Source organism: Vibrio sp. B183 (assembly GCF_000740665.1).
Taxonomy (GTDB): Bacteria; Pseudomonadota; Gammaproteobacteria; order Enterobacterales; family Vibrionaceae; genus Vibrio; species Vibrio coralliilyticus.
Genome location: NZ_JPQB01000005.1, coordinates 424,159 through 441,259 on the forward strand (window position 1 = coordinate 424,159; position 17,101 = coordinate 441,259).

A 17,101-nucleotide genomic window follows, 5' to 3' on the forward strand; every position below is an offset into this window, starting at 1 on the left:
ATACAAGGCACGTGGTTTTACGTGTGTATTAATAATTACAAGTCTAACAACCAATCAAATTTTTATGAGTAGTACGACATTGAATTCTCCATACACACCAAGTAAACAACGATTATTCATGCAAGGAGCATTCGCTATGATGCCTCTCAGCCTTGCCGTTGTTCCTTGGGGGCTGCTTGCAGGATCTTTTGCCATTGATGCCGGTCTTACTGTGATAGAAAGCCAAGCTTTGTCGGCGATTCTTTTTGCAGGTTCAGCTCAGTTGGTGGCAACAGGTATGTTAAAAGCCGGAGCTGGACTCGCCACTATGCTGCTGGCAACCTTCTTTATTACTTCACGCCACTTTTTATACAGTGTGTCTATGCGCAGTAAAGTCAGCTCGTTGCCACTCAAATGGCGATTAGGGTTGGGTTTTCTGCTCACTGATGAGTTGTTTGCATTGTGTGGCCAACAATCAGAACAGCAGTTCAATCGCTGGTATGCACTCGGTGCTGGACTCAGCTTTTACCTTTGCTGGAACCTCGCCACCTTGGCAGGCATCATTGCTGGTAGCAAGATCCCAGCAATGAATGAGCTCGGATTGGAATTTGCGGTCGCCGCGACATTCATTGCCATTGTTACCCCAAACATCAAAAGCTTGCCTATATTAATGGCGGTATTAACTTCGCTTCTCGTCTCGGTGGTATGCAGCTATTTGAAAATTGAGTCAGGGCTAATGATTGCTAGCGTATGCGGAATGGTGGCGGGCTATGTTTGCGAGACAGTAAGAGGGGCAAAATAATGATTATGCTTTCTATTTTAGCGATGACAGCATTGGTTTTCCTGAGCCGTTATGTATTTCTTGAGCCTAGGCTACCATTGCGATTAAGCCCAAAAACGCATCGCCTGCTCAGCTATTCAAGCCCGGCAGTCCTGACCGCAATCTGGGCTCCTATTGTATTTATGCCTGAGAAGCAGCTCTGGCTTACGCCAGACAACCCATACCTACTTTCTGCAATATTGGCGGCAATATTGGCTTGGAAAACTAAAAATGTGTTACTGACGACCTTAGCCAGTATGCTGGTGTTTGTTGGCCTAAAGCTGCTTTAGCCGAATATCAAAGCCAATAACAAAACACCACATCCTAGTATCGTGACCCACTTGACCAGTACACCTAGCTGAGTAGTACCACCTTTTGGAGCTTGATTACAACATCCCATAATAACGACCTCTGAGTTAACCAGAATTCAGAGGTTACTCCTTTCCCTAAGGGAAAGGTAAAGAGTTATTGCGCTGACCATTCAATTTCGATCAGCGTTTTACCTTCAACTTTTAATCGTCCAAGGAACACATCACCAGTATGAACTTCACCAACACCTTGCGGGGTGCCAGTCATTACGATATCGCCATCATTTAAAGTGGTGTACGTTCTAAGCTCTTCAAGAATGGTTTGGGGCGGATACATCATTTGGGTGACGGCCCCCTTTTGAACACGAACACAGTTAACAAACAGCTCAATTTCCAGAGATTCAATTGCAATACCATCTAAAGAAATAAAACGGCTAAATACAGCTGAACCGTCGAAAGCTTTCGCGCGCTCCCACGGTAACCCTTTATTCTTAAGTTTGGATTGCAACTCGCGTTTGGTTAGGTCCAATCCGAGCCCAACCGCACTCAATTGACCTCCACTTACGATAAAGCAGATTTCGCCCTCGTAGTGTAGCGTTTCACCGTGGTGCGATATTAACTGCGAAGAGATAGAAGAAGACGGTTTGTTGAACACAACCATTTCATCCGGTATTGCATTATTTAGCTCTTTGATGTGCTCAAGATAATTGCGTCCCACGCAAACCACTTTGCTAGGATAGATACTTTTATCGCCAAGTTTTACCGAATTCATACTACTTCCCTGATCGTTCTACTCCGAACGCCAATATTAATTCAACAAATTAATGAATTAACCCATCGTGTTTCGAAACTAAGATCCAATCCCCATAATTGATACACCCTGCCCAGAAAATAGAAAAACGCCTATCCAACACTGGATAGGCGCTAACACAATTACGTGTTGAGGCAGTAGATCTTATTGATTTATAGGAAGTAACGAGCACCAATGGTCCACTTATCTTCCTCTTTCACGTTGATGTCATTGCCTAGGTCAAACTGATACCCTGCAAAGCCCATAAACTTAGGTGTGAAGGTATATTCAGCTTGCAATGCGGACTGGCTGTATTGAGTTTTACTTGCTTTGTCATCAACAACAGCTTCATAGTTTGCGCTTAAGTTCCAACCGTTTCCTAGAGCGTAAGCCAAAAGAATTTCATATTGATCGCTTTCTTCCAAAGGAGAGCTACCAGGGTTCATGTTTTCGTTCATTGCGTAAACAACTGCTGAGTACAAGCCGTCTCCGTATGAACCAGAGCTAAACGCGAATACATGGGAGTGGCTGTCAACATTGGCAACATCACCACCGTTGTATGAGTAGCCAAGGTTAAAGCCATAGACATTCATTGAAAGTGCGATCTGTCCACGAGCATCATAAAGCTTACTATTTGCAGAATCTGTGTGCTCTCCTTGCCACGCAAGTCCAAGGTTTAAACTACCTAAATCACCCAGTTCAATTGCTTTACGGTAACTGACCATGTCTTCACCACGAGCCGTACCGAGATTGTTGTGATCTTCATATAGGAAGTCATTCGCAAACGCGATCGGTAGATCCGCAACACCAGCGATATCGTAGTATGGAGACCACTGAGTACCGACTACAAATCGACCGAACTGCTCATGAGTCGCACCAATGTAACCCAAACGAGTAGTGAAAGAGGTGTCACCACCATCTAGGTAGTTCAGAGCCCATTCACCTTTCGCATCAACAGTAACACCATTGCCCACATCTTGTGTTCCGGCGATGTTGATTCGAGGAGACACATCATGCACCTCCACTTCATCTGCCGAGTCATACTCACCGATGCCTACATCTACGTAGCCACCGATAGAAATTGTTGAACCTTCGCTATTGTAGATTTCTGCAGCGAAAGCGTTAGTACCACATGCTGTTGCCGCAATCGCAGCGGCTAATAATTTAATTTTCATAACTTAACGTCCGTTTAGGTTTGTAACTTCTGTCCGTGTCTGGCCTGTAGGGCCAAAGCATCACGAACAATTAAAACGTAGTACGAAATATTTAAAAATGAAGTGCAACCAAGTGCTTAGCTTGAAGATTTATTAGAAATTGCTCAAATAACAAAAATGTGAACAATTTTTAACCACATGAAAGTATTAAAGTTTTTAGTGAGAGAAGAGGCCTTTTCTTACCTCTCGATCAAGTTCACACTTTTTGAAATTTAAACGGAACTTTTTTGAAAAAAGCAAAAAGCCCTCTATCAATAGAGGGCTTTTAAAGCTAAATCCAGTCAAATTAACAGGATAGTAATTAGGCAAAGTGCAATGGTGGAACAACCTAGTTGGTTACTCTACATCCGCTATCTGAAGATCGTATTTGCCCAGCGAGCAAGCCCTGCCGTTACCGAACCAAAATAGTTCCCGCTTATCACAGGTGTGTCAGGAAGTACGGATTTCACTGCCCCAGTGAGGATAGGTGAACGGGCTGAGCCCCCTGTCATGTAAATCACATCAGGCTTGATACTACTTTGCTTAATAGCTTCGATAACCAGCGCTTTGATTTTCTCAGTTGGATTGACAATGGCTTCTTCCATTTGTTGGCGTGTTACAGATAGTGAAACCACTTCAGAAAGTAGATCCAGATTTGCGTTGTAAGCCGCCGCGTCAGCCAACGCTATCTTAGTTTGCTCTGCTTCTCGAATCACCGAGTAACCAAGGGTTTCTTGATGCAATTGCACTAGTCTAGCCAGTTTTTCAGGTTCACGAGCTTCCTTTAGCAATAGTCGTAGCTGCTTGAGGTTTTCATGTGCGTAGAACTTGCGCTGGGCCTGAACATCGTTGATTGCAATGGGGTTCCAAAATTGAGTGGTTGGGATATCTAGGCCAGACTGGCTAGTTGACCCTATACCAAACTCCTGCATAAAGCATTTAAAGGCAGTGAAAATATCTAGGTCATTACCGCCAATTCGTTGCCCAGAGTGAGCAATCAAAGACCCACTTCTGTCCTGTTTTCCGCACCAACTTGGGCCCATCTGAACAAATGAGCAATCTGTTGTACCACCACCAATATCAACAACCAGCACATTTTTATTCTGTTCAAGGCTCGCTTCATAATCTAAACCCGCCGCCAGAGGCTCAAACTGAAACTCGATATCTTTAAAGCCTGCTCGGCGGGCAGCGCGGCGCAAAATACCTTCTGCCTGTAGGTTAGAATCATTTCCACCCCGACCAAGGAAGTTCACTGGGCGACCAATGACCGTCTGTGAAATCTCTTTTTGAAGTGAGCATTCTGCCTGAGTTTTGATATTGGCCATCATTGCGCAGACCAAGTCCTCAAAGAAGGCCAACTGCATATCACGCAGGCCTGTCACCCCAAGGAACGATTTGGGGGATTTTACGTAATAAACATCCTTGGGACCTTCCAGATAGAGCTCTAAGGCTTGTTGACCAAATCGAATATCGTCAGAGCGTACTTCCAGCCCTTCTTCGCGATTAAGCTTAATTGCTCGACGCAGTACGCTTTCACTGATTTCACTACCCGGCTCAATGTCTAGACAGCGAAACAAATATTCAGAGACAACTTCCGCTGTTGGCGCACATAAAGTAGATGGAATATAGTAGCTATCTCCAACTAGAGGGATCTGCCTGATCTCATCATTGACCAATTCCGCTACCGAACAATTAGCCGTTCCATAATCGAATCCAATCGCCATCAATCACCTCTTTATCATCTACCAAAAATCGGGCCGCACAGTAAAGCCTACACTTATAGACAGGTCAACCCAGTTAGGTTAATTCTTTTTAACTTCATCCATTTGTTTTAAAGTGGCCGCTATCCGTTCATGTACTTAGGGAAGCAAGGAAGTGAATCTACGCCAGATAGAAGTGTTTTATGCCGTCATGCAGGCAGGCACAGTGTCAGGGGCAGCCAAGCAGCTTCATGTTTCACAGCCCAATATCACCCGAGTACTGGCTCATACTGAGCAGCAATTGGGTTTCACGCTGTTTGATCGAATAAAAGGTCGGCTGGTTCCAACTCAGGAAGCCCAGTCTCTGATTACGGAAGCGGAAAAGATCTACCAACAGCTTGGCCAATTTCGAAGTTTAACCAGCAAACTCAAGCATGGTCAGCATCACCTCCGCATTGGTTCACCGCCAATACTTGCCTCTGGTTTCCTCGCACCGGTCATAGCGCAGGTATGTAATAACACGGACTATACCTTAGAAGTGTGCACTGCAAATCGAGATGAACTGATTGATGGCCTAGTCAAAAACGAGTTAGATCTTGCCGTTTGCTTTGGCGAAGAGAGCGCTTCTTCCATTGTTCAAGACACTTTACTCAATACTGAAATGAAGGTGCTGATCCCCGCAGAGACGACCGCTCAGCACTCGGTCACGCTTCAGGAACTACTAGAGAGTTCGCTGCCATTAGTTGGACTCGACACGCGAGATCCACTTGGGTTTCAGCTGCACCAATCGATTCATACCGTCGCCCCCAACTTTCACCCGAAAGTCAGCGTTAGAAGTTATAATGTTGCCGCGGAAATGGTCGTGCAAGGTGCGGCAAACGCCATTATCGATCCTTGGACCGCCAAGCATTATCAATCGTATCCGCAGATCCAATGTGCTTCATTGATGCCGGCGATACCAGTAAATGTCTCTCTAATTTACTGCCAGCATTACCCGCTTTCTGTTTCAGCCAAGTGGTTCGCTGAACGTCTCCAAGAAGCCGCGCGACAAAGCGTATAGCTTAAGGTTATACCCTAGCAACAAATAGGTATTCGGCATCGAGCAGTGAGTTCAATAGAGTGTATGCATCTGCTTACTCTGTTAATCAAGGATGCTTTATGTCTATTGCTCAACCTTACTTACTCTTTCTTGGCGACGTTACCGACCCGATTTCAGCGAAAACGGCACGAGGTATTGCACTTTGGCGACCTGAACAATGTGTTGGTGAGTTACGCCTAACGAGTGACACTGTCACTCTAGGTTTGCTCAATCTAACGCTAGCAGAAGCAAAAAACGAGGGAGCAAAGACACTCGTCATTGGTACAGCCAATGCTGGTGGCTTCATACCTGAGAGCTGGCAAGAGTGCTTAATTCAAGCGGCGGAGCTAGGCTTTGAAATTGCCTCCGGCATGCATCAACGGCTAAAAGATATCCCTGAACTGGCCGAGCTGGAACAACAAGGCATCACTAAACTGCACGATGTTCGTCATTTTGACCAAAATCTGGAAGTAGGCAATGGTATCCCACGTAAAGGTAAACGTATCTTAACTGTCGGTACGGATTGCTCTGTCGGTAAAATGTTTACAGCATTGGCACTAGAAAAAGCACTGCACAATATTGATGTCTCAGCACAATTTAAAGCCACAGGTCAAACGGGCATCTTAATTGACGGACAAGGCATATCGATTGATGCGGTTGTTGCGGATTTCATTTCAGGCGCTGTAGAGAAAATCAGCCCTGAATTTACCGATCACGAATGGGATATCATCGAAGGCCAAGGCTCACTGTTCAATCCCTCTTTTGCAGGCGTGAGTCTCGGCTTACTACACGGCGCGCAGGCAGATGCTTTGGTGCTATGCCACGAAATTGGCCGCCCTCATATTCGTCATCTACCGCATTGTCAATTACCGACAATTGAAGCAACAATAAGCGCTAACCTCGCAGCTGCACAACTGACGAATCCTAATGCTCAACTGGCAGGTATCAGTCTGAATACCTCTGCTATTAGTGAAGAAGATGCCATGGCGCTTTGTGCCGATTGGCAAGAGCAACATCAGGTTCCGGTCACCGACCCAGTCAGATTCGGCATCGATGCAATTGCAGCACATGTTAAAACTCTGTGAGGCTAAACATGGACATTACAGCATTCAGTGAATCAATTCCTCTAGCTCGTCCTTTTGCCATCTCGCGAGGAGTAAGAACGCATTGTGATGTAGTTCGAGTGGAGATCCACCATCTATCTCATGTTGCGATGGGAGAATGTACACCTTACCCGAGGTATGGCGAAAGCGTTGAATCAGTATTGACGCAAATTCATCAAATTATTCCTACGTTGAAAACGCTTTCCGCTGCTGAAGCAAAAGTCGCGCTGCAGAAAATGCCGGCTGGAGCCGCAAGAAACGCGCTCGACTGTGCATTATGGGATTTGATTGCAAAGACGGACGGATTACACTTTCCATCTCCCTACTTTGATATCCGCTCACAAATCGAGACAGCGATGACGGTCTCGATCGATATACCAGAAAAAATGGCGCAACAAGCCAGTGATTATATCGAGCAGGGCGCCACTCTGCTCAAGGTCAAACTGGACGACAAAGACATTGTACCGCGAGTCACTGCCGTTAGACGTGCAGCGCCAGAATGCAAAATTATCCTTGATGCCAACGAAGCCTGGCAGAATGAAGATCTCAGCGAGCTATTTTCAGCATTAGAACAGCTTAATATCACTATGATCGAGCAACCCGTTCCCAAAGGTCAAGATGGTTTATTAAAGGGGATCTCACATCCGATTCCTATATGTGCTGATGAGAGTTGCCATGTGCGTAGCGACCTCTCCCGCTTAGAGGGATGTTACGAGATGATCAATATTAAGCTAGATAAATCGGGCGGCCTAACAGAAGCACTGGCGTTGGAACAAGAAGCCAGAGCGAAAGGGTTTTCTATTATGGTGGGCTGCATGCTCGGTACCTCGTTAGCAATGAAGGCTGCTTTACCTATCGCAACCCGAGCAGAGATTGTTGACTTGGACGGGCCAGTGCTACTTGGCACGGATATCCCTGATGGCTTAATTTATCAATCTGGAACTTTAGGTTTAAACAATCATCAAAAATAATATATTCCTTCCAATTTTATAACCCCGAATTAAATATGAACTGTTTATTCGGGGGCTTCTGTTTACTTATTGATCAAAATAGTTCCTATTAACTAGATCAAACTAGTAATAAAGTGCTAGAAAAAATAATCACAAATATATCGATAATAGCCCCTCACTTAAATCGCATCATGAATTAACAAAATATTGTTCTAAAGTTCATAAAACAGCTGTCGATAACAGTGAAAAAGTCATTGCTTATTTAATAGATATACCCAAAAACTTAGAATCTAAAAATTCCTTAGTAATATATCTAATACTATAAGGTTAAAATGACTCTGCTTTGATAGTGGAGGTACTCACTGCATGACCAGCCCATTACCTAGAAGGCTAAGAGACATAAGAAAGAAAAGAGGTATCACTCAGGAAGAGCTGGGGCAAAAACTAGGGATGGAGTCAGGAAGCGCAAGCGCTAGAATTAGTCAGTACGAAACTGGTAAACATGCTCCTGATTACACGACCGTAAAACGCATATCTGCGGCGCTAGAGATAACCGTCGCTTACTTCTACTGTGATGACGATACGTTAGCAAATATCATAATAGAAGCCTCCAGCCACAGTGAAACAACAAAGCTTGATATTCTAAAAATACTAGAAGGAATTCAAAAACAATAAGTTAGCATCTTTGCTGTTTTGGATAGACACGACAATGATTTCTGAACTCGACCTCGCCATACAACTGACAAAAATAATAATTCTTCTCTATATATCCTATCTTTTATTGCGCCATCAGGTGAGCAATAAAATACTGTATGGATGTTTATTAGCAATGATTTCGATGATCATTGAGCTATTCATCAACTATTGTCAGTTGTCATGGCCTGCTATTAGTTCTGATCATAAAGATGAAGTTTTGTTAATTTCGTCGACAACGCTGCTAATTGCTCATATTTTGATGCTATCTGGCGTATCTTCGTTATATTTTAAACTCAAAGAAGAATCAGAAAAAGATCATCTTACCCAACTTAATAATCGAAAATTCATGCGCAAGATCCCAGAAAAGGATTACGACGTCATCTATCTGGATATTGATAACTTTAAATCTATCAACGATACGCTTGGCCATGATTACGGTGATGCTTTACTCGTATTATTTGCTCGATATTTGTCTCATTGCATTCTCAAGAATGAATATTTGGTTCGATATGGTGGAGATGAATTTATTGCTTATGTCCAACCCGGGCGTAGCGGTGACTTCATTGAACGGTTGCTAGGATACGTGGCAAACTCTGAAATTGAGTTTAGCTATGGTATATCGGGTAGTGCTAAAGGCGAGTTATTTTCAGCAATTACCCGTGCCGATAAAAACATGTATCTGATGAAGAGGCGAAGATCAACATCTAGAGGCCGTAAACCCGCCCAGGTTAACGAGACCTGAGCCGACTTTACTATGGCGTGACTTAGTCTGCATCACAAGCAAGCCCCCAATGCGCTTTACTAAATGCGCTTTTTAAACTTTTATTAATAGAATGTGAGAATGGATTCTCAAGGTAGCTTATGGTGGCATCGGTTGGACGTATCGTGAAATATGTATTCGCGGCATCAGTTTTGCTGCTCACGACCAGTTGCCTTCCGCAGCAGCCCAATATCAAACTCGGTGTTGTCCTACCTTTGACAGGGACCTTTGCTATATATGGTCAGCAAGCACTGAAAGGCGCCCAGCTTGCCGTCGACCAGATCAATGCAAATGGTGGGGTTCTTGACAGACAACTTGAACTCATCATCCGTGATAACCAGACTGATCCGGCAAAAACCGTAAAATACAGCCGTGAATTAGTACAGCAAAGCCAAGTATTTGCTCTGTTTGGCCCTGTTAGTAGTGCGGCTCGTTATGCCATGGCGGAAGTCGCGGAAACATTTCAAACCCCTTTGTTTTACGGTATCGATTATGAAGGCCAACATTTTAATCGCTACCTGTTTTGCTACAGCGCCATTCCAGAGCATTACATTGAACCTATCGTTCCTTACCTGATCGACAACGTGGGGAAAGATTTTTATATCTTCGGCTATGACTATATCTGGCCACACCGGATGGCTGAAAGTATTGTAAACTCCGTCAATGAACACCAAGGTAGCGTCGTTGATATAGAGTTTACCCCATTTGGTGTAAAAGACTTCACTTCTGTATTCGAGCGCATTAAAACCTCTGGCGCTGAAACACTAATGCTCATTTTACCCGGTGTTGATGGCTTTACTTTTTTATCCCAGTTGAAGTCGTTTAACTTTGGCCGACCTCTTCAAATCGTAGCTTTTGCCGCCGATGAAACCTATTTGTCCAATCTTGGTGATGACGCTTTAGAAGGCGTACTCACTGCTCTTCACTTTTTTAGTCAGAACGATGCACCTGTATTACAGGAATTCGTCAACGATTATAAAAACTATCACGGCTCTGAGTCGGTGGTGACCTATTCGAGTAAGGCTCATTACGATCTGATTTACTTGCTCAAAGCAGCGATAGAAAAAGCAGGTTCGGTTGATAAAGAAGTTGTCATCAACCAACTCCCTGGGCTAACTCTATATGAAAGAGAGTTGGCGATTAAACTCAGAGATGACCATCACTTTGAATTGCCCATGTACTTGGGCCAATTTACCAGAGGTAAGCTAAACGTTATCGAACAGTTAGGGACTATCAAACCAGAGGATCAAAGACCAGTAGGAAATGAATAAGCTTAGCGTAAAGATTTTTATCATACTTCTACCCTTAGCAGTGTCATTACTGATCTTCAGCTACGCCTATTACAAAGCTCGAGAAAAGCTCACCATCGACCACATTTTCCAGTCTATTCAACTTTCTTCGTCTCTAGGTGCTAATGAAATTAGTCACTATGTAGAAGGACGATTTACCGAATTTGATCGCCTTAGTAGTGAGATAACAACCTGCAAAGAAGGAGAGAGCTCATTATCTATCTCTTCTGCAGACGCCTTGAGTTTCACCAGCGGTTTCTCCGCGCTCGCGATTTCGGACTTATCCGGACAGGTCACTGCATTTAGTTTGTCTTCGAATAAGAGTAATCGGTACGTACTTCGTAAAAACATTAAGGGCCTTATTCTTCTGCCTGAACACGTTCTTGCCCTACTACACACTTCATACCAAGAGTGGCAAACCACTTATCCCGAGAATCTACGGTTAGAACAAGAAACCCTCCGTCAGTTACTCGAACTTAACCAGCGTGGCGAGGTGAACTCTCAAGCGAGTAGAGATTTGAGTAACTTACTGGTCAAGATTCGTGAGGGGAGACGACTCCCTCGCCAAGTCATCAGCCTTGCCAGCGCAGAAACTATTTCAAAGCTAGGCCTGATATTCGACACCGAAACTTATCTATATTCGCGACCTCTTATTGGATGCGATAAGCAAATAGTCGGCTTTTACACGGCCGTATTGGATCGCACCATTGTTGAAGACCACCTTTACCAAATAAAAAACACCTTGATTCAGAGTAACCTCCAACACGTAGATGTTTTAATGGTACGAAACCAAGGTCTTCACTCATTGTCCGCAGCCAATCATTTATCGCTGCATGAACTCTCAAAAGCAGGCCTTAATAAGACTAATAAGCCACAGATGAGAGACGATCTAAACGGAATGCTGATCAATCAACCTATAGAGTTGAATATTCAAAATCATCTTATCTCTGTGGACAACACCCACCCATCCATTCCCGATAATCAAAAAGGCATAAACTTGGTGGTGTATGTATCAATGGAGGAACTCAAATCGAGCAACTTACTACTAATGCGCGAGGTGTTCCTCTACCTATGTATTGCTCTGTTCTTATTTGCATCTTTGACTCTTTATCTTTCCCACTACATCGCCTCACCGATTGTCGATCTGCGTCGACGAATCTCAGTGCTCTCAAAGACAGGCCGAGCTAAAACCGACTTCTCTGTCAGAGATGATGAAATTGGCCAGCTCTTTAGTGCCTTTTCTGACATGGCTTACAGTATCAAGACTAAAGAATCTCAACTGGTCAAGCTGGTGCGCGAAGACCCATTAACAGGCATTCTCAACCGTCGAGCATTAGTTAATCATGCCGAGGACATTCGACGGCTCAACGCCAGTTCATGCATATGTATGATGGACCTAGATCACTTCAAACAGATTAACGATAACTACGGCCATGCGATTGGTGACTCGGTGCTGAAAACCTTTTGTACTCTTGTTACGAGTGAGATTCGTGATACCGATATCTTTGGTCGACTGGGTGGCGAAGAGTTTGCGTTAATCTTGCCGGAAACTCAGCTGGAAGATGCCGCTAGTTTAGCGGAGAGGATTCGCAGCCGAGTAGAACTTCAACTGGTCGCCAGTTTGAGATCGGTCGTCTGCTCCAAAGTAACTGTCAGCATCGGTGTGGTGGAATGGTTGGATGATGACTTTGCCAAAGCACTATCTAGTGCAGATAAACACCTGTATCTGGCGAAAGAAAGTGGGCGTAATCAGATTAAAGTACAGGAATCAAAAAGCCCGCGATAGTGCGGGCTGATGTTGAATAACTTTTTCTACTGACTCAAATCTTCATTCGAGCGACATTCCTACCTGACCAATTCGAGTTTTGAACTCTTCAATACTGTCAGCCTGATAGGTGGGTGAGCCGTTAAAATATCTTGGTTTTTCAGGCAGCATGGCATTTTTCAACGCGTTTTCCTGATCAATGTCATCGTGGTAGACAGTAACGCGATGTGGAATGTCCTGTTTAAATGTCGCCATTTTCTCTTCTCCTTTTCATCTTACGTATACACGACTCTAAGCGTAGAAAAGGATCTCAGACTGTCAAAGCGCCCCATTAAGCATGGGTTGCAGATTAGCAGAGCGTTAAGCTAGACACTTCCTTGTTTGCGCCTCTTTTTTGCCTAAAACAAATCATTTAACAGGAATTCTGTTTTTGTGAGCTTACATCCACATCCTAATTTGAAGCTAAATTAAACGGAACTTTGGCAAGGTGATGATGAACGCCAAACCCGGCTCTTGAGATCTCACATCAATTTTTCCCTGATGAAGAGCAATAACACGCTCAACTATCGCCATCCCTAAACCTGCTCCTTGAGCTTTGTTTTGAGTTTCTTTACCACGGAAAAAGCGCTCAAAGATCCGGTCAATATCAATTTGACTCATTCCTCGACCGCTATCGGCAATCACGATCTGTACATGTTCTTCATGCTCAGTCACTTCAGCCCAAATTCGAGTTCCCTCTCCAGAGTAGCGAATAGCATTATCCATCAGATTTCGAAACAGACAGTTAAGGAAAATCTCATTGCCTTGAATCGCATAGGTTTCCTCATCGGCTTCTAATGTGATTTTTTGCTGTTGCTTCAATGCAAGAGGCACCAGCTCGGCAATCACATTGCGTAGTATCTGAGCGACATCGACGGTTTGGCTTAAATCCACAACCAGTCCACTCTCGACTTTTGCCAATGTCAGCAGCTGCTCAATAGTCCGCTCTGAGCGCGTGATGCTCTTTTCAATCTGTTTGAGGTCATGGTCTTTTTCCTCAGCATTCTGCGTTTCAAGAGCATTCTGCGCATTAAGCTTGATGACGGCCAGAGGTGTGCGCAGTTCATGGGCAGCATCTTGGTTAAATCGTTTTTCTCTTTGCCAAGCGGCATCGACTTGATCAAACAGGTAGTTTAAGCGTTTTACTAAGCTATCCAGCTCCGTTGGGACATCAGTAATATTAAGTGGTGAGAGGTTATCAATCGACTTCTCCGACACTTCCTTTTCCAGACGGCTTATTGGTGCAAACAAATGATAGGTAAACAGCACCAATAGCAGGCATAGGAATGGTGTTGCCACCAGCATGGGGACAATAGCTGGGATCGCAATTTTGTTTTCGACTTCGCTGCGCAGGTGCTTGTCTTCACCCAGCCAGAGCCACATTGGCTCACCCGTTTTCGGTTGCGTTAATAGCATGGTTACGCCACGCCACATGTTGGATTGCTGCTGATCATGAATGTCGTTCAGGCCAGGATGACGCATCATCTTTAAGTCAACAGGTGGCGCATTCGGAGAGCTTGCCAATACAGCGCCCTTTGAATCGAGCAATAAGTAGGCAAAATTATCTTCAAGCAGCTTGGCTCGTGACCATTTTTCTAGGTTGTCTTTGGGAGACGTTTTACTGGTGATGTTAGCGAAAACGGTTTCTGGGTCTGAGTTTCGGTCTTCGCCAATCACAGAGGGGTCGGTCAATAACAACACCTTCAAGAAACTCTCACTGAGATCCTGAAGCCGTGCATCATCAACGTCCGTAATAGCTTGACGAGTATCAAGATAGACCCAGATGGTAGACGCAGTAATAACCGCGAGACAAAGTAGCACGCTCGCCAATGCGACACGACGTTTAACAGAATTCAGTCTCATACTAGTGTTGGATGATGTATCCGACTCCTCGAATGTTTTCTATGGTACCTTTCGGCATCTTTTTGCGCAGATTATGGATGTGTACTTCAATCGAATTAAGTCCGGCACTTTCATCCCAACCGTGCATGTTTTGCAATATCTGAGTTTTGCTTAGAACCCTACCAGCATTCGTCACCAGATAGAGGAGAATTTTAAATTCATTCGGCGTCAGATTAATGCACTCACCAGCAACCGCGACTTTATGTGAGTTGACCGACACAGAGACATCTCCCACCACAATGGTGTCATCTGCCATACCCGCCGATCGGCGAATCAACGCGCCCATACGCGCCAGCAGCTCTTCCAGTTGGAACGGCTTAACCAGATAATCATCTGCGCCATGATTGAGCCCATAAACACGGTCATTGAGTTCATCTCGAGCGCTGAGAATCAAAACGGGCGTCTTGTCTCCTTTGCTCCTGAGCTCTTTGAGTACTTTCAAACCACTAATACCTGGTAATGAAATATCAAGAATGACCAGCAGGAAACTGTCAGTTTGCAGTGCATGAAGGGCACTTTCACCCGATGTTACCCAGTCTGCGGTATAGTGATGTCTGGCAAGGGAAGCGGTAATCGCATTGCCAAGCATAGGGTCATCTTCAACTAATAATACGCGCATGTTATCTATCTCTGTTCTGTATCGTGACCCATTCAGCAGTGATAAAAGGAAGGTCACAAGCGATGGTTTTATTTACTGAGTCTCACTGCTTTCAATCCATCTGTGTCGGCCTTTTGAGCTTTGGAGAGCGCAGAAGCCAAACATAGAATTCGTTCAAATTAGCAAGCCAGACTTAAAAAACATTTAATAAACTGCAAAACATTTCAATTTTTGGCCTTACCAGTGCTAGCTTGGCATTCGAAAGGCTCCGATTATATTAATCTTGTTGAACATGCTAAGTACATCAGTTTATGCATATAGTTCCATTTCACCGCAGAGACCGACTATTGAGAGAGAAAAGTAATGAGGTAGTTTGACTGCAAGGAGTAATGGCACTCCACCTCTCGAAAACCCGTCTTAGCCACCAGCAAAGGCGATAAGTCCAGCCATATGCGCTGTTTGTATGGGTCAACACATTTAACCTGAGCACATTCAAAGCCGAAATACTCACCAATGTAGGGATAAAGCGCTTTAAACAGACTCTCTTTGGCGGAGAAGATGATTGTGGTGATGATATCGTTACTAAATGGCAGTGACGCCAGACGCTGCCACTCCCATACAGAACAAACGGAGCTGGATATCTCACGCACCACTTTGGTCGCTAGCACTTTCTCAATATCCATTCCGATGTAGCGCCTGATGTTCTGAATAGCAGGAAGCACTGCACATGCAGCGATATCATCGCAATGGGTAATGGTACCTAAAATTCCGTCTGGCCATGTTGGACAGCGATTTGCCCCGACCCCGATCTGGACTCCGCTGGCAACCAATCCACCGCAAGCAGATATCGCCTGTCTGGCCGCATAACGACCCGCTAGAAACTCAGCTCGTCTTGAGCTTACCGCGCGGCCAAGTCCATCAGGACATCGAATCCTGAACTGCTTGAATAAGGCATCGTGATAAAGGCTTTGGTTAAACTGGCACACAAAGACACTCGCGCCATTGATTAGAAACCTTTGCTCCTTGTTGATAAACCGACCGCTTGTTTGTCCAGATAAATCACGCGCTCCCATTATGACGTCAATGTCAGGAAATAATGTCGCCATAATTACTGCCTCGTATCCACAGTAACAACCGCAGATAACCCATTGTCGACCTGAACCGAATCATTGAACACAATCTTAACCGGTACACGTTGCACCACTTTAGTAAAGTTGCCCGTCGCGTTATCTGGTGGTAGCAAAGCAAAGGTGGCGCCTGTAGCTGGCGATACGCTGTCGATTCGTGCCGAGAAGGTTTTCCCTGGATAGGCATCAATGGTGACATCAACAGACTGCCCTTTGTGCATGCGAGACTTTTGCGTTTCTTTAAAGTTCGCCAGAATCCACGGTGTACGATCAGACACTATGCTCACCACAGATTGCCCCGGTTGCACCATCATACCGACTTGCAGGTTACGATTGCTGATCACGCCATCTATTGGCGCCACAATTCGGGTGTATCCCAATTCAAGCTTCGCCTGTGACAAACTGGCTGTGGCTTGCTTGACCATAGCGTCAGCCTGCTCTATTTCACTTTCCAGTACCGATAGCTTGTCTTGCTGGGTTTTCAGGCTGGCCTTAGCCTCAAGATACGCCGCTTCATCAACTTTATAGGCAGAGGCGCCATTGTCACGTTCACCTTTGGACACATAGTTTTGTTTCTCTAAAGCCTGCAAGCGCTTGTATTGCTGAAGTGAGTATTGATATTTGGCCTTCGCCGACGTCACTTTGCTCTGGTACTCTTCGATAGCACTTTTCTGCATCTTGTACGCCGCGTCCGCGTTCGACTGTTCCGCCTGACTTTGCGCCAAGGTCGCTTCAGCGAGCTGCTCTTTAATCACGAATTCGCGGTCATCCAACTGCGCCAGTAAATCGCCTTTTTTGACCTTCTGATTGTCCTTAATATTAATTTTTACCACTTCCGCATTGATGCGCGAACTGACGTTAGTAATGTCCGTTTGAACGTAAGCATTGTCGGTGGTCTGGAAAAAGCGCCCGTAGTAATACCAATAGGCACCGCCAGCCAGGACTAACAACATCAGTGGAATCAAAATCTTTATTATTTTTTTCATAGCACGACCAACCAATCA

17 protein-coding genes are annotated in these 17,101 nt (G+C 44.8%); 9 read left to right on the plus strand and 8 right to left on the minus strand.

What is annotated here, in order from left to right:
• Nucleotides 1-64 precede the first annotated feature (64 nt).
• Nucleotides 65-781 (plus strand): AzlC family ABC transporter permease, encoded by a 717-nt coding sequence (locus IX95_RS07625; protein ID WP_171354518.1) that lies wholly within the window; start codon nucleotides 65-67, stop codon nucleotides 779-781.
• Nucleotides 781-1,089 carry an AzlD domain-containing protein gene (locus IX95_RS07630; protein WP_006960515.1) on the plus strand — a complete coding sequence of 103 codons (309 nt, stop codon included), beginning with the start codon at nucleotides 781-783 and terminating at the stop codon, nucleotides 1,087-1,089. The genes IX95_RS07625 and IX95_RS07630 overlap by 1 nt, the downstream gene beginning before the upstream one ends.
• A gap of 175 nt (nucleotides 1,090-1,264) precedes the next feature.
• On the opposite strand, the gene IX95_RS07635 is transcribed toward IX95_RS07630, so the two are convergent.
• The 3 genes from IX95_RS07635 to yegD form a co-directional block, all read right to left on the minus strand.
• Complete coding sequence (locus IX95_RS07635; RefSeq protein WP_038158384.1) at nucleotides 1,265-1,879, minus strand: fumarylacetoacetate hydrolase family protein; 615 nt, start codon at nucleotides 1,877-1,879, stop codon at nucleotides 1,265-1,267.
• Between the two features lie 191 nt (nucleotides 1,880-2,070).
• Entirely contained in the window at nucleotides 2,071-3,072 is a 1,002-nt protein-coding gene (locus tag IX95_RS07640) for a porin (protein WP_019276659.1), read from the minus strand.
• Nucleotides 3,073-3,461: 389 nt separating this feature from the next.
• Nucleotides 3,462-4,814: a molecular chaperone gene (gene yegD / locus IX95_RS07645; RefSeq protein ID WP_038158386.1), complete on the minus strand. Its 1,353-nt coding sequence runs from the start codon at nucleotides 4,812-4,814 to the stop codon at nucleotides 3,462-3,464.
• Between the two features lie 151 nt (nucleotides 4,815-4,965).
• Here yegD and IX95_RS07650 point away from each other — a divergent pair, with 151 nt between their 5' ends.
• The 7 genes from IX95_RS07650 to IX95_RS07680 all read left to right on the plus strand — a co-directional run bounded on the left by IX95_RS07650 (nucleotide 4,966) and on the right by IX95_RS07680 (nucleotide 12,452).
• Complete coding sequence (locus IX95_RS07650; RefSeq protein ID WP_038158389.1) at nucleotides 4,966-5,850, plus strand: LysR family transcriptional regulator; 885 nt, start codon at nucleotides 4,966-4,968, stop codon at nucleotides 5,848-5,850.
• Between the two features lie 98 nt (nucleotides 5,851-5,948).
• Nucleotides 5,949-6,953, plus strand: a complete 1,005-nt coding sequence (gene dgcN / locus IX95_RS07655; protein WP_038158391.1) for an N-acetyltransferase DgcN — start codon at nucleotides 5,949-5,951, stop codon at nucleotides 6,951-6,953.
• A gap of 8 nt (nucleotides 6,954-6,961) precedes the next feature.
• Complete coding sequence (gene dgcA / locus IX95_RS07660) at nucleotides 6,962-7,942, plus strand: N-acetyl-D-Glu racemase DgcA (RefSeq protein ID WP_038158393.1); 981 nt, start codon at nucleotides 6,962-6,964, stop codon at nucleotides 7,940-7,942.
• A 345-nt stretch (nucleotides 7,943-8,287) separates the two neighbouring features.
• Nucleotides 8,288-8,596 carry a helix-turn-helix domain-containing protein gene (locus IX95_RS07665; RefSeq protein ID WP_019276654.1) on the plus strand — a complete coding sequence of 103 codons (309 nt, stop codon included), beginning with the start codon at nucleotides 8,288-8,290 and terminating at the stop codon, nucleotides 8,594-8,596.
• 34 nt (nucleotides 8,597-8,630) lie between these two features.
• The gene (locus IX95_RS07670) at nucleotides 8,631-9,359 is read left to right on the plus strand and encodes a GGDEF domain-containing protein (protein ID WP_006960499.1); all 729 of its coding nucleotides are present in this window, start codon (nucleotides 8,631-8,633) and stop codon (nucleotides 9,357-9,359) included.
• 119 nt (nucleotides 9,360-9,478) lie between these two features.
• Nucleotides 9,479-10,648: a substrate-binding protein gene (locus tag IX95_RS07675; protein WP_038158395.1), complete on the plus strand. Its 1,170-nt coding sequence runs from the start codon at nucleotides 9,479-9,481 to the stop codon at nucleotides 10,646-10,648.
• Nucleotides 10,641-12,452: a GGDEF domain-containing protein gene (locus IX95_RS07680; protein ID WP_038158397.1), complete on the plus strand. Its 1,812-nt coding sequence runs from the start codon at nucleotides 10,641-10,643 to the stop codon at nucleotides 12,450-12,452. The genes IX95_RS07675 and IX95_RS07680 overlap by 8 nt, the downstream gene beginning before the upstream one ends.
• Before the next feature lie 42 nt (nucleotides 12,453-12,494).
• Here the strand turns inward: IX95_RS07680 and IX95_RS07685 are convergent, their stop codons facing one another.
• The 5 genes from IX95_RS07685 to IX95_RS07705 all read right to left on the minus strand — a co-directional run bounded on the left by IX95_RS07685 (nucleotide 12,495) and on the right by IX95_RS07705 (nucleotide 17,083).
• Nucleotides 12,495-12,686: a hypothetical protein gene (locus IX95_RS07685; RefSeq protein WP_006960494.1), complete on the minus strand. Its 192-nt coding sequence runs from the start codon at nucleotides 12,684-12,686 to the stop codon at nucleotides 12,495-12,497.
• Nucleotides 12,687-12,893: 207 nt separating this feature from the next.
• Nucleotides 12,894-14,333: a sensor histidine kinase gene (locus IX95_RS07690; protein WP_038158399.1), complete on the minus strand. Its 1,440-nt coding sequence runs from the start codon at nucleotides 14,331-14,333 to the stop codon at nucleotides 12,894-12,896.
• Between the two features lies 1 nt (nucleotide 14,334).
• Nucleotides 14,335-14,991 (minus strand): response regulator transcription factor, encoded by a 657-nt coding sequence (locus IX95_RS07695; RefSeq protein WP_006960491.1) that lies wholly within the window; start codon nucleotides 14,989-14,991, stop codon nucleotides 14,335-14,337.
• Nucleotides 14,992-15,314: 323 nt separating this feature from the next.
• The gene (locus tag IX95_RS07700) at nucleotides 15,315-16,076 is read right to left on the minus strand and encodes a 4'-phosphopantetheinyl transferase family protein (RefSeq protein ID WP_038158401.1); all 762 of its coding nucleotides are present in this window, start codon (nucleotides 16,074-16,076) and stop codon (nucleotides 15,315-15,317) included.
• 2 nt (nucleotides 16,077-16,078) lie between these two features.
• Entirely contained in the window at nucleotides 16,079-17,083 is a 1,005-nt protein-coding gene (locus IX95_RS07705) for an HlyD family secretion protein (protein WP_038158403.1), read from the minus strand.
• Nucleotides 17,084-17,101: the final 18 nt, after the last annotated feature.

What these genes read in the sequence shown, in the direction of transcription:
- dgcA (WP_038158393.1), top strand. Translation starts at nt 6,962, where the DNA reads ATGGACATTACAGCATTCAGTGAATCAATTCCTCTAGCTCGTCCTTTT.
- IX95_RS07695 (WP_006960491.1), bottom strand. Translation starts at nt 14,991, where the DNA reads ATGCGCGTATTATTAGTTGAAGATGACCCTATGCTTGGCAATGCGATT.
- IX95_RS07685 (WP_006960494.1), bottom strand. Translation starts at nt 12,686, where the DNA reads ATGGCGACATTTAAACAGGACATTCCACATCGCGTTACTGTCTACCAC.
- IX95_RS07700 (WP_038158401.1), bottom strand. Translation starts at nt 16,076, where the DNA reads ATGGCGACATTATTTCCTGACATTGACGTCATAATGGGAGCGCGTGAT.
- IX95_RS07635 (WP_038158384.1), bottom strand. Translation starts at nt 1,879, where the DNA reads ATGAATTCGGTAAAACTTGGCGATAAAAGTATCTATCCTAGCAAAGTG.
- IX95_RS07690 (WP_038158399.1), bottom strand. Translation starts at nt 14,333, where the DNA reads ATGAGACTGAATTCTGTTAAACGTCGTGTCGCATTGGCGAGCGTGCTA.
- IX95_RS07640 (WP_019276659.1), bottom strand. Translation starts at nt 3,072, where the DNA reads ATGAAAATTAAATTATTAGCCGCTGCGATTGCGGCAACAGCATGTGGT.
- IX95_RS07665 (WP_019276654.1), top strand. Translation starts at nt 8,288, where the DNA reads ATGACCAGCCCATTACCTAGAAGGCTAAGAGACATAAGAAAGAAAAGA.
- IX95_RS07675 (WP_038158395.1), top strand. Translation starts at nt 9,479, where the DNA reads ATGGTGGCATCGGTTGGACGTATCGTGAAATATGTATTCGCGGCATCA.
- IX95_RS07705 (WP_038158403.1), bottom strand. Translation starts at nt 17,083, where the DNA reads ATGAAAAAAATAATAAAGATTTTGATTCCACTGATGTTGTTAGTCCTG.
- IX95_RS07680 (WP_038158397.1), top strand. Translation starts at nt 10,641, where the DNA reads ATGAATAAGCTTAGCGTAAAGATTTTTATCATACTTCTACCCTTAGCA.
- yegD (WP_038158386.1), bottom strand. Translation starts at nt 4,814, where the DNA reads ATGGCGATTGGATTCGATTATGGAACGGCTAATTGTTCGGTAGCGGAA.
- dgcN (WP_038158391.1), top strand. Translation starts at nt 5,949, where the DNA reads ATGTCTATTGCTCAACCTTACTTACTCTTTCTTGGCGACGTTACCGAC.
- IX95_RS07670 (WP_006960499.1), top strand. Translation starts at nt 8,631, where the DNA reads ATGATTTCTGAACTCGACCTCGCCATACAACTGACAAAAATAATAATT.
- IX95_RS07630 (WP_006960515.1), top strand. Translation starts at nt 781, where the DNA reads ATGATTATGCTTTCTATTTTAGCGATGACAGCATTGGTTTTCCTGAGC.
- IX95_RS07625 (WP_171354518.1), top strand. Translation starts at nt 65, where the DNA reads ATGAGTAGTACGACATTGAATTCTCCATACACACCAAGTAAACAACGA.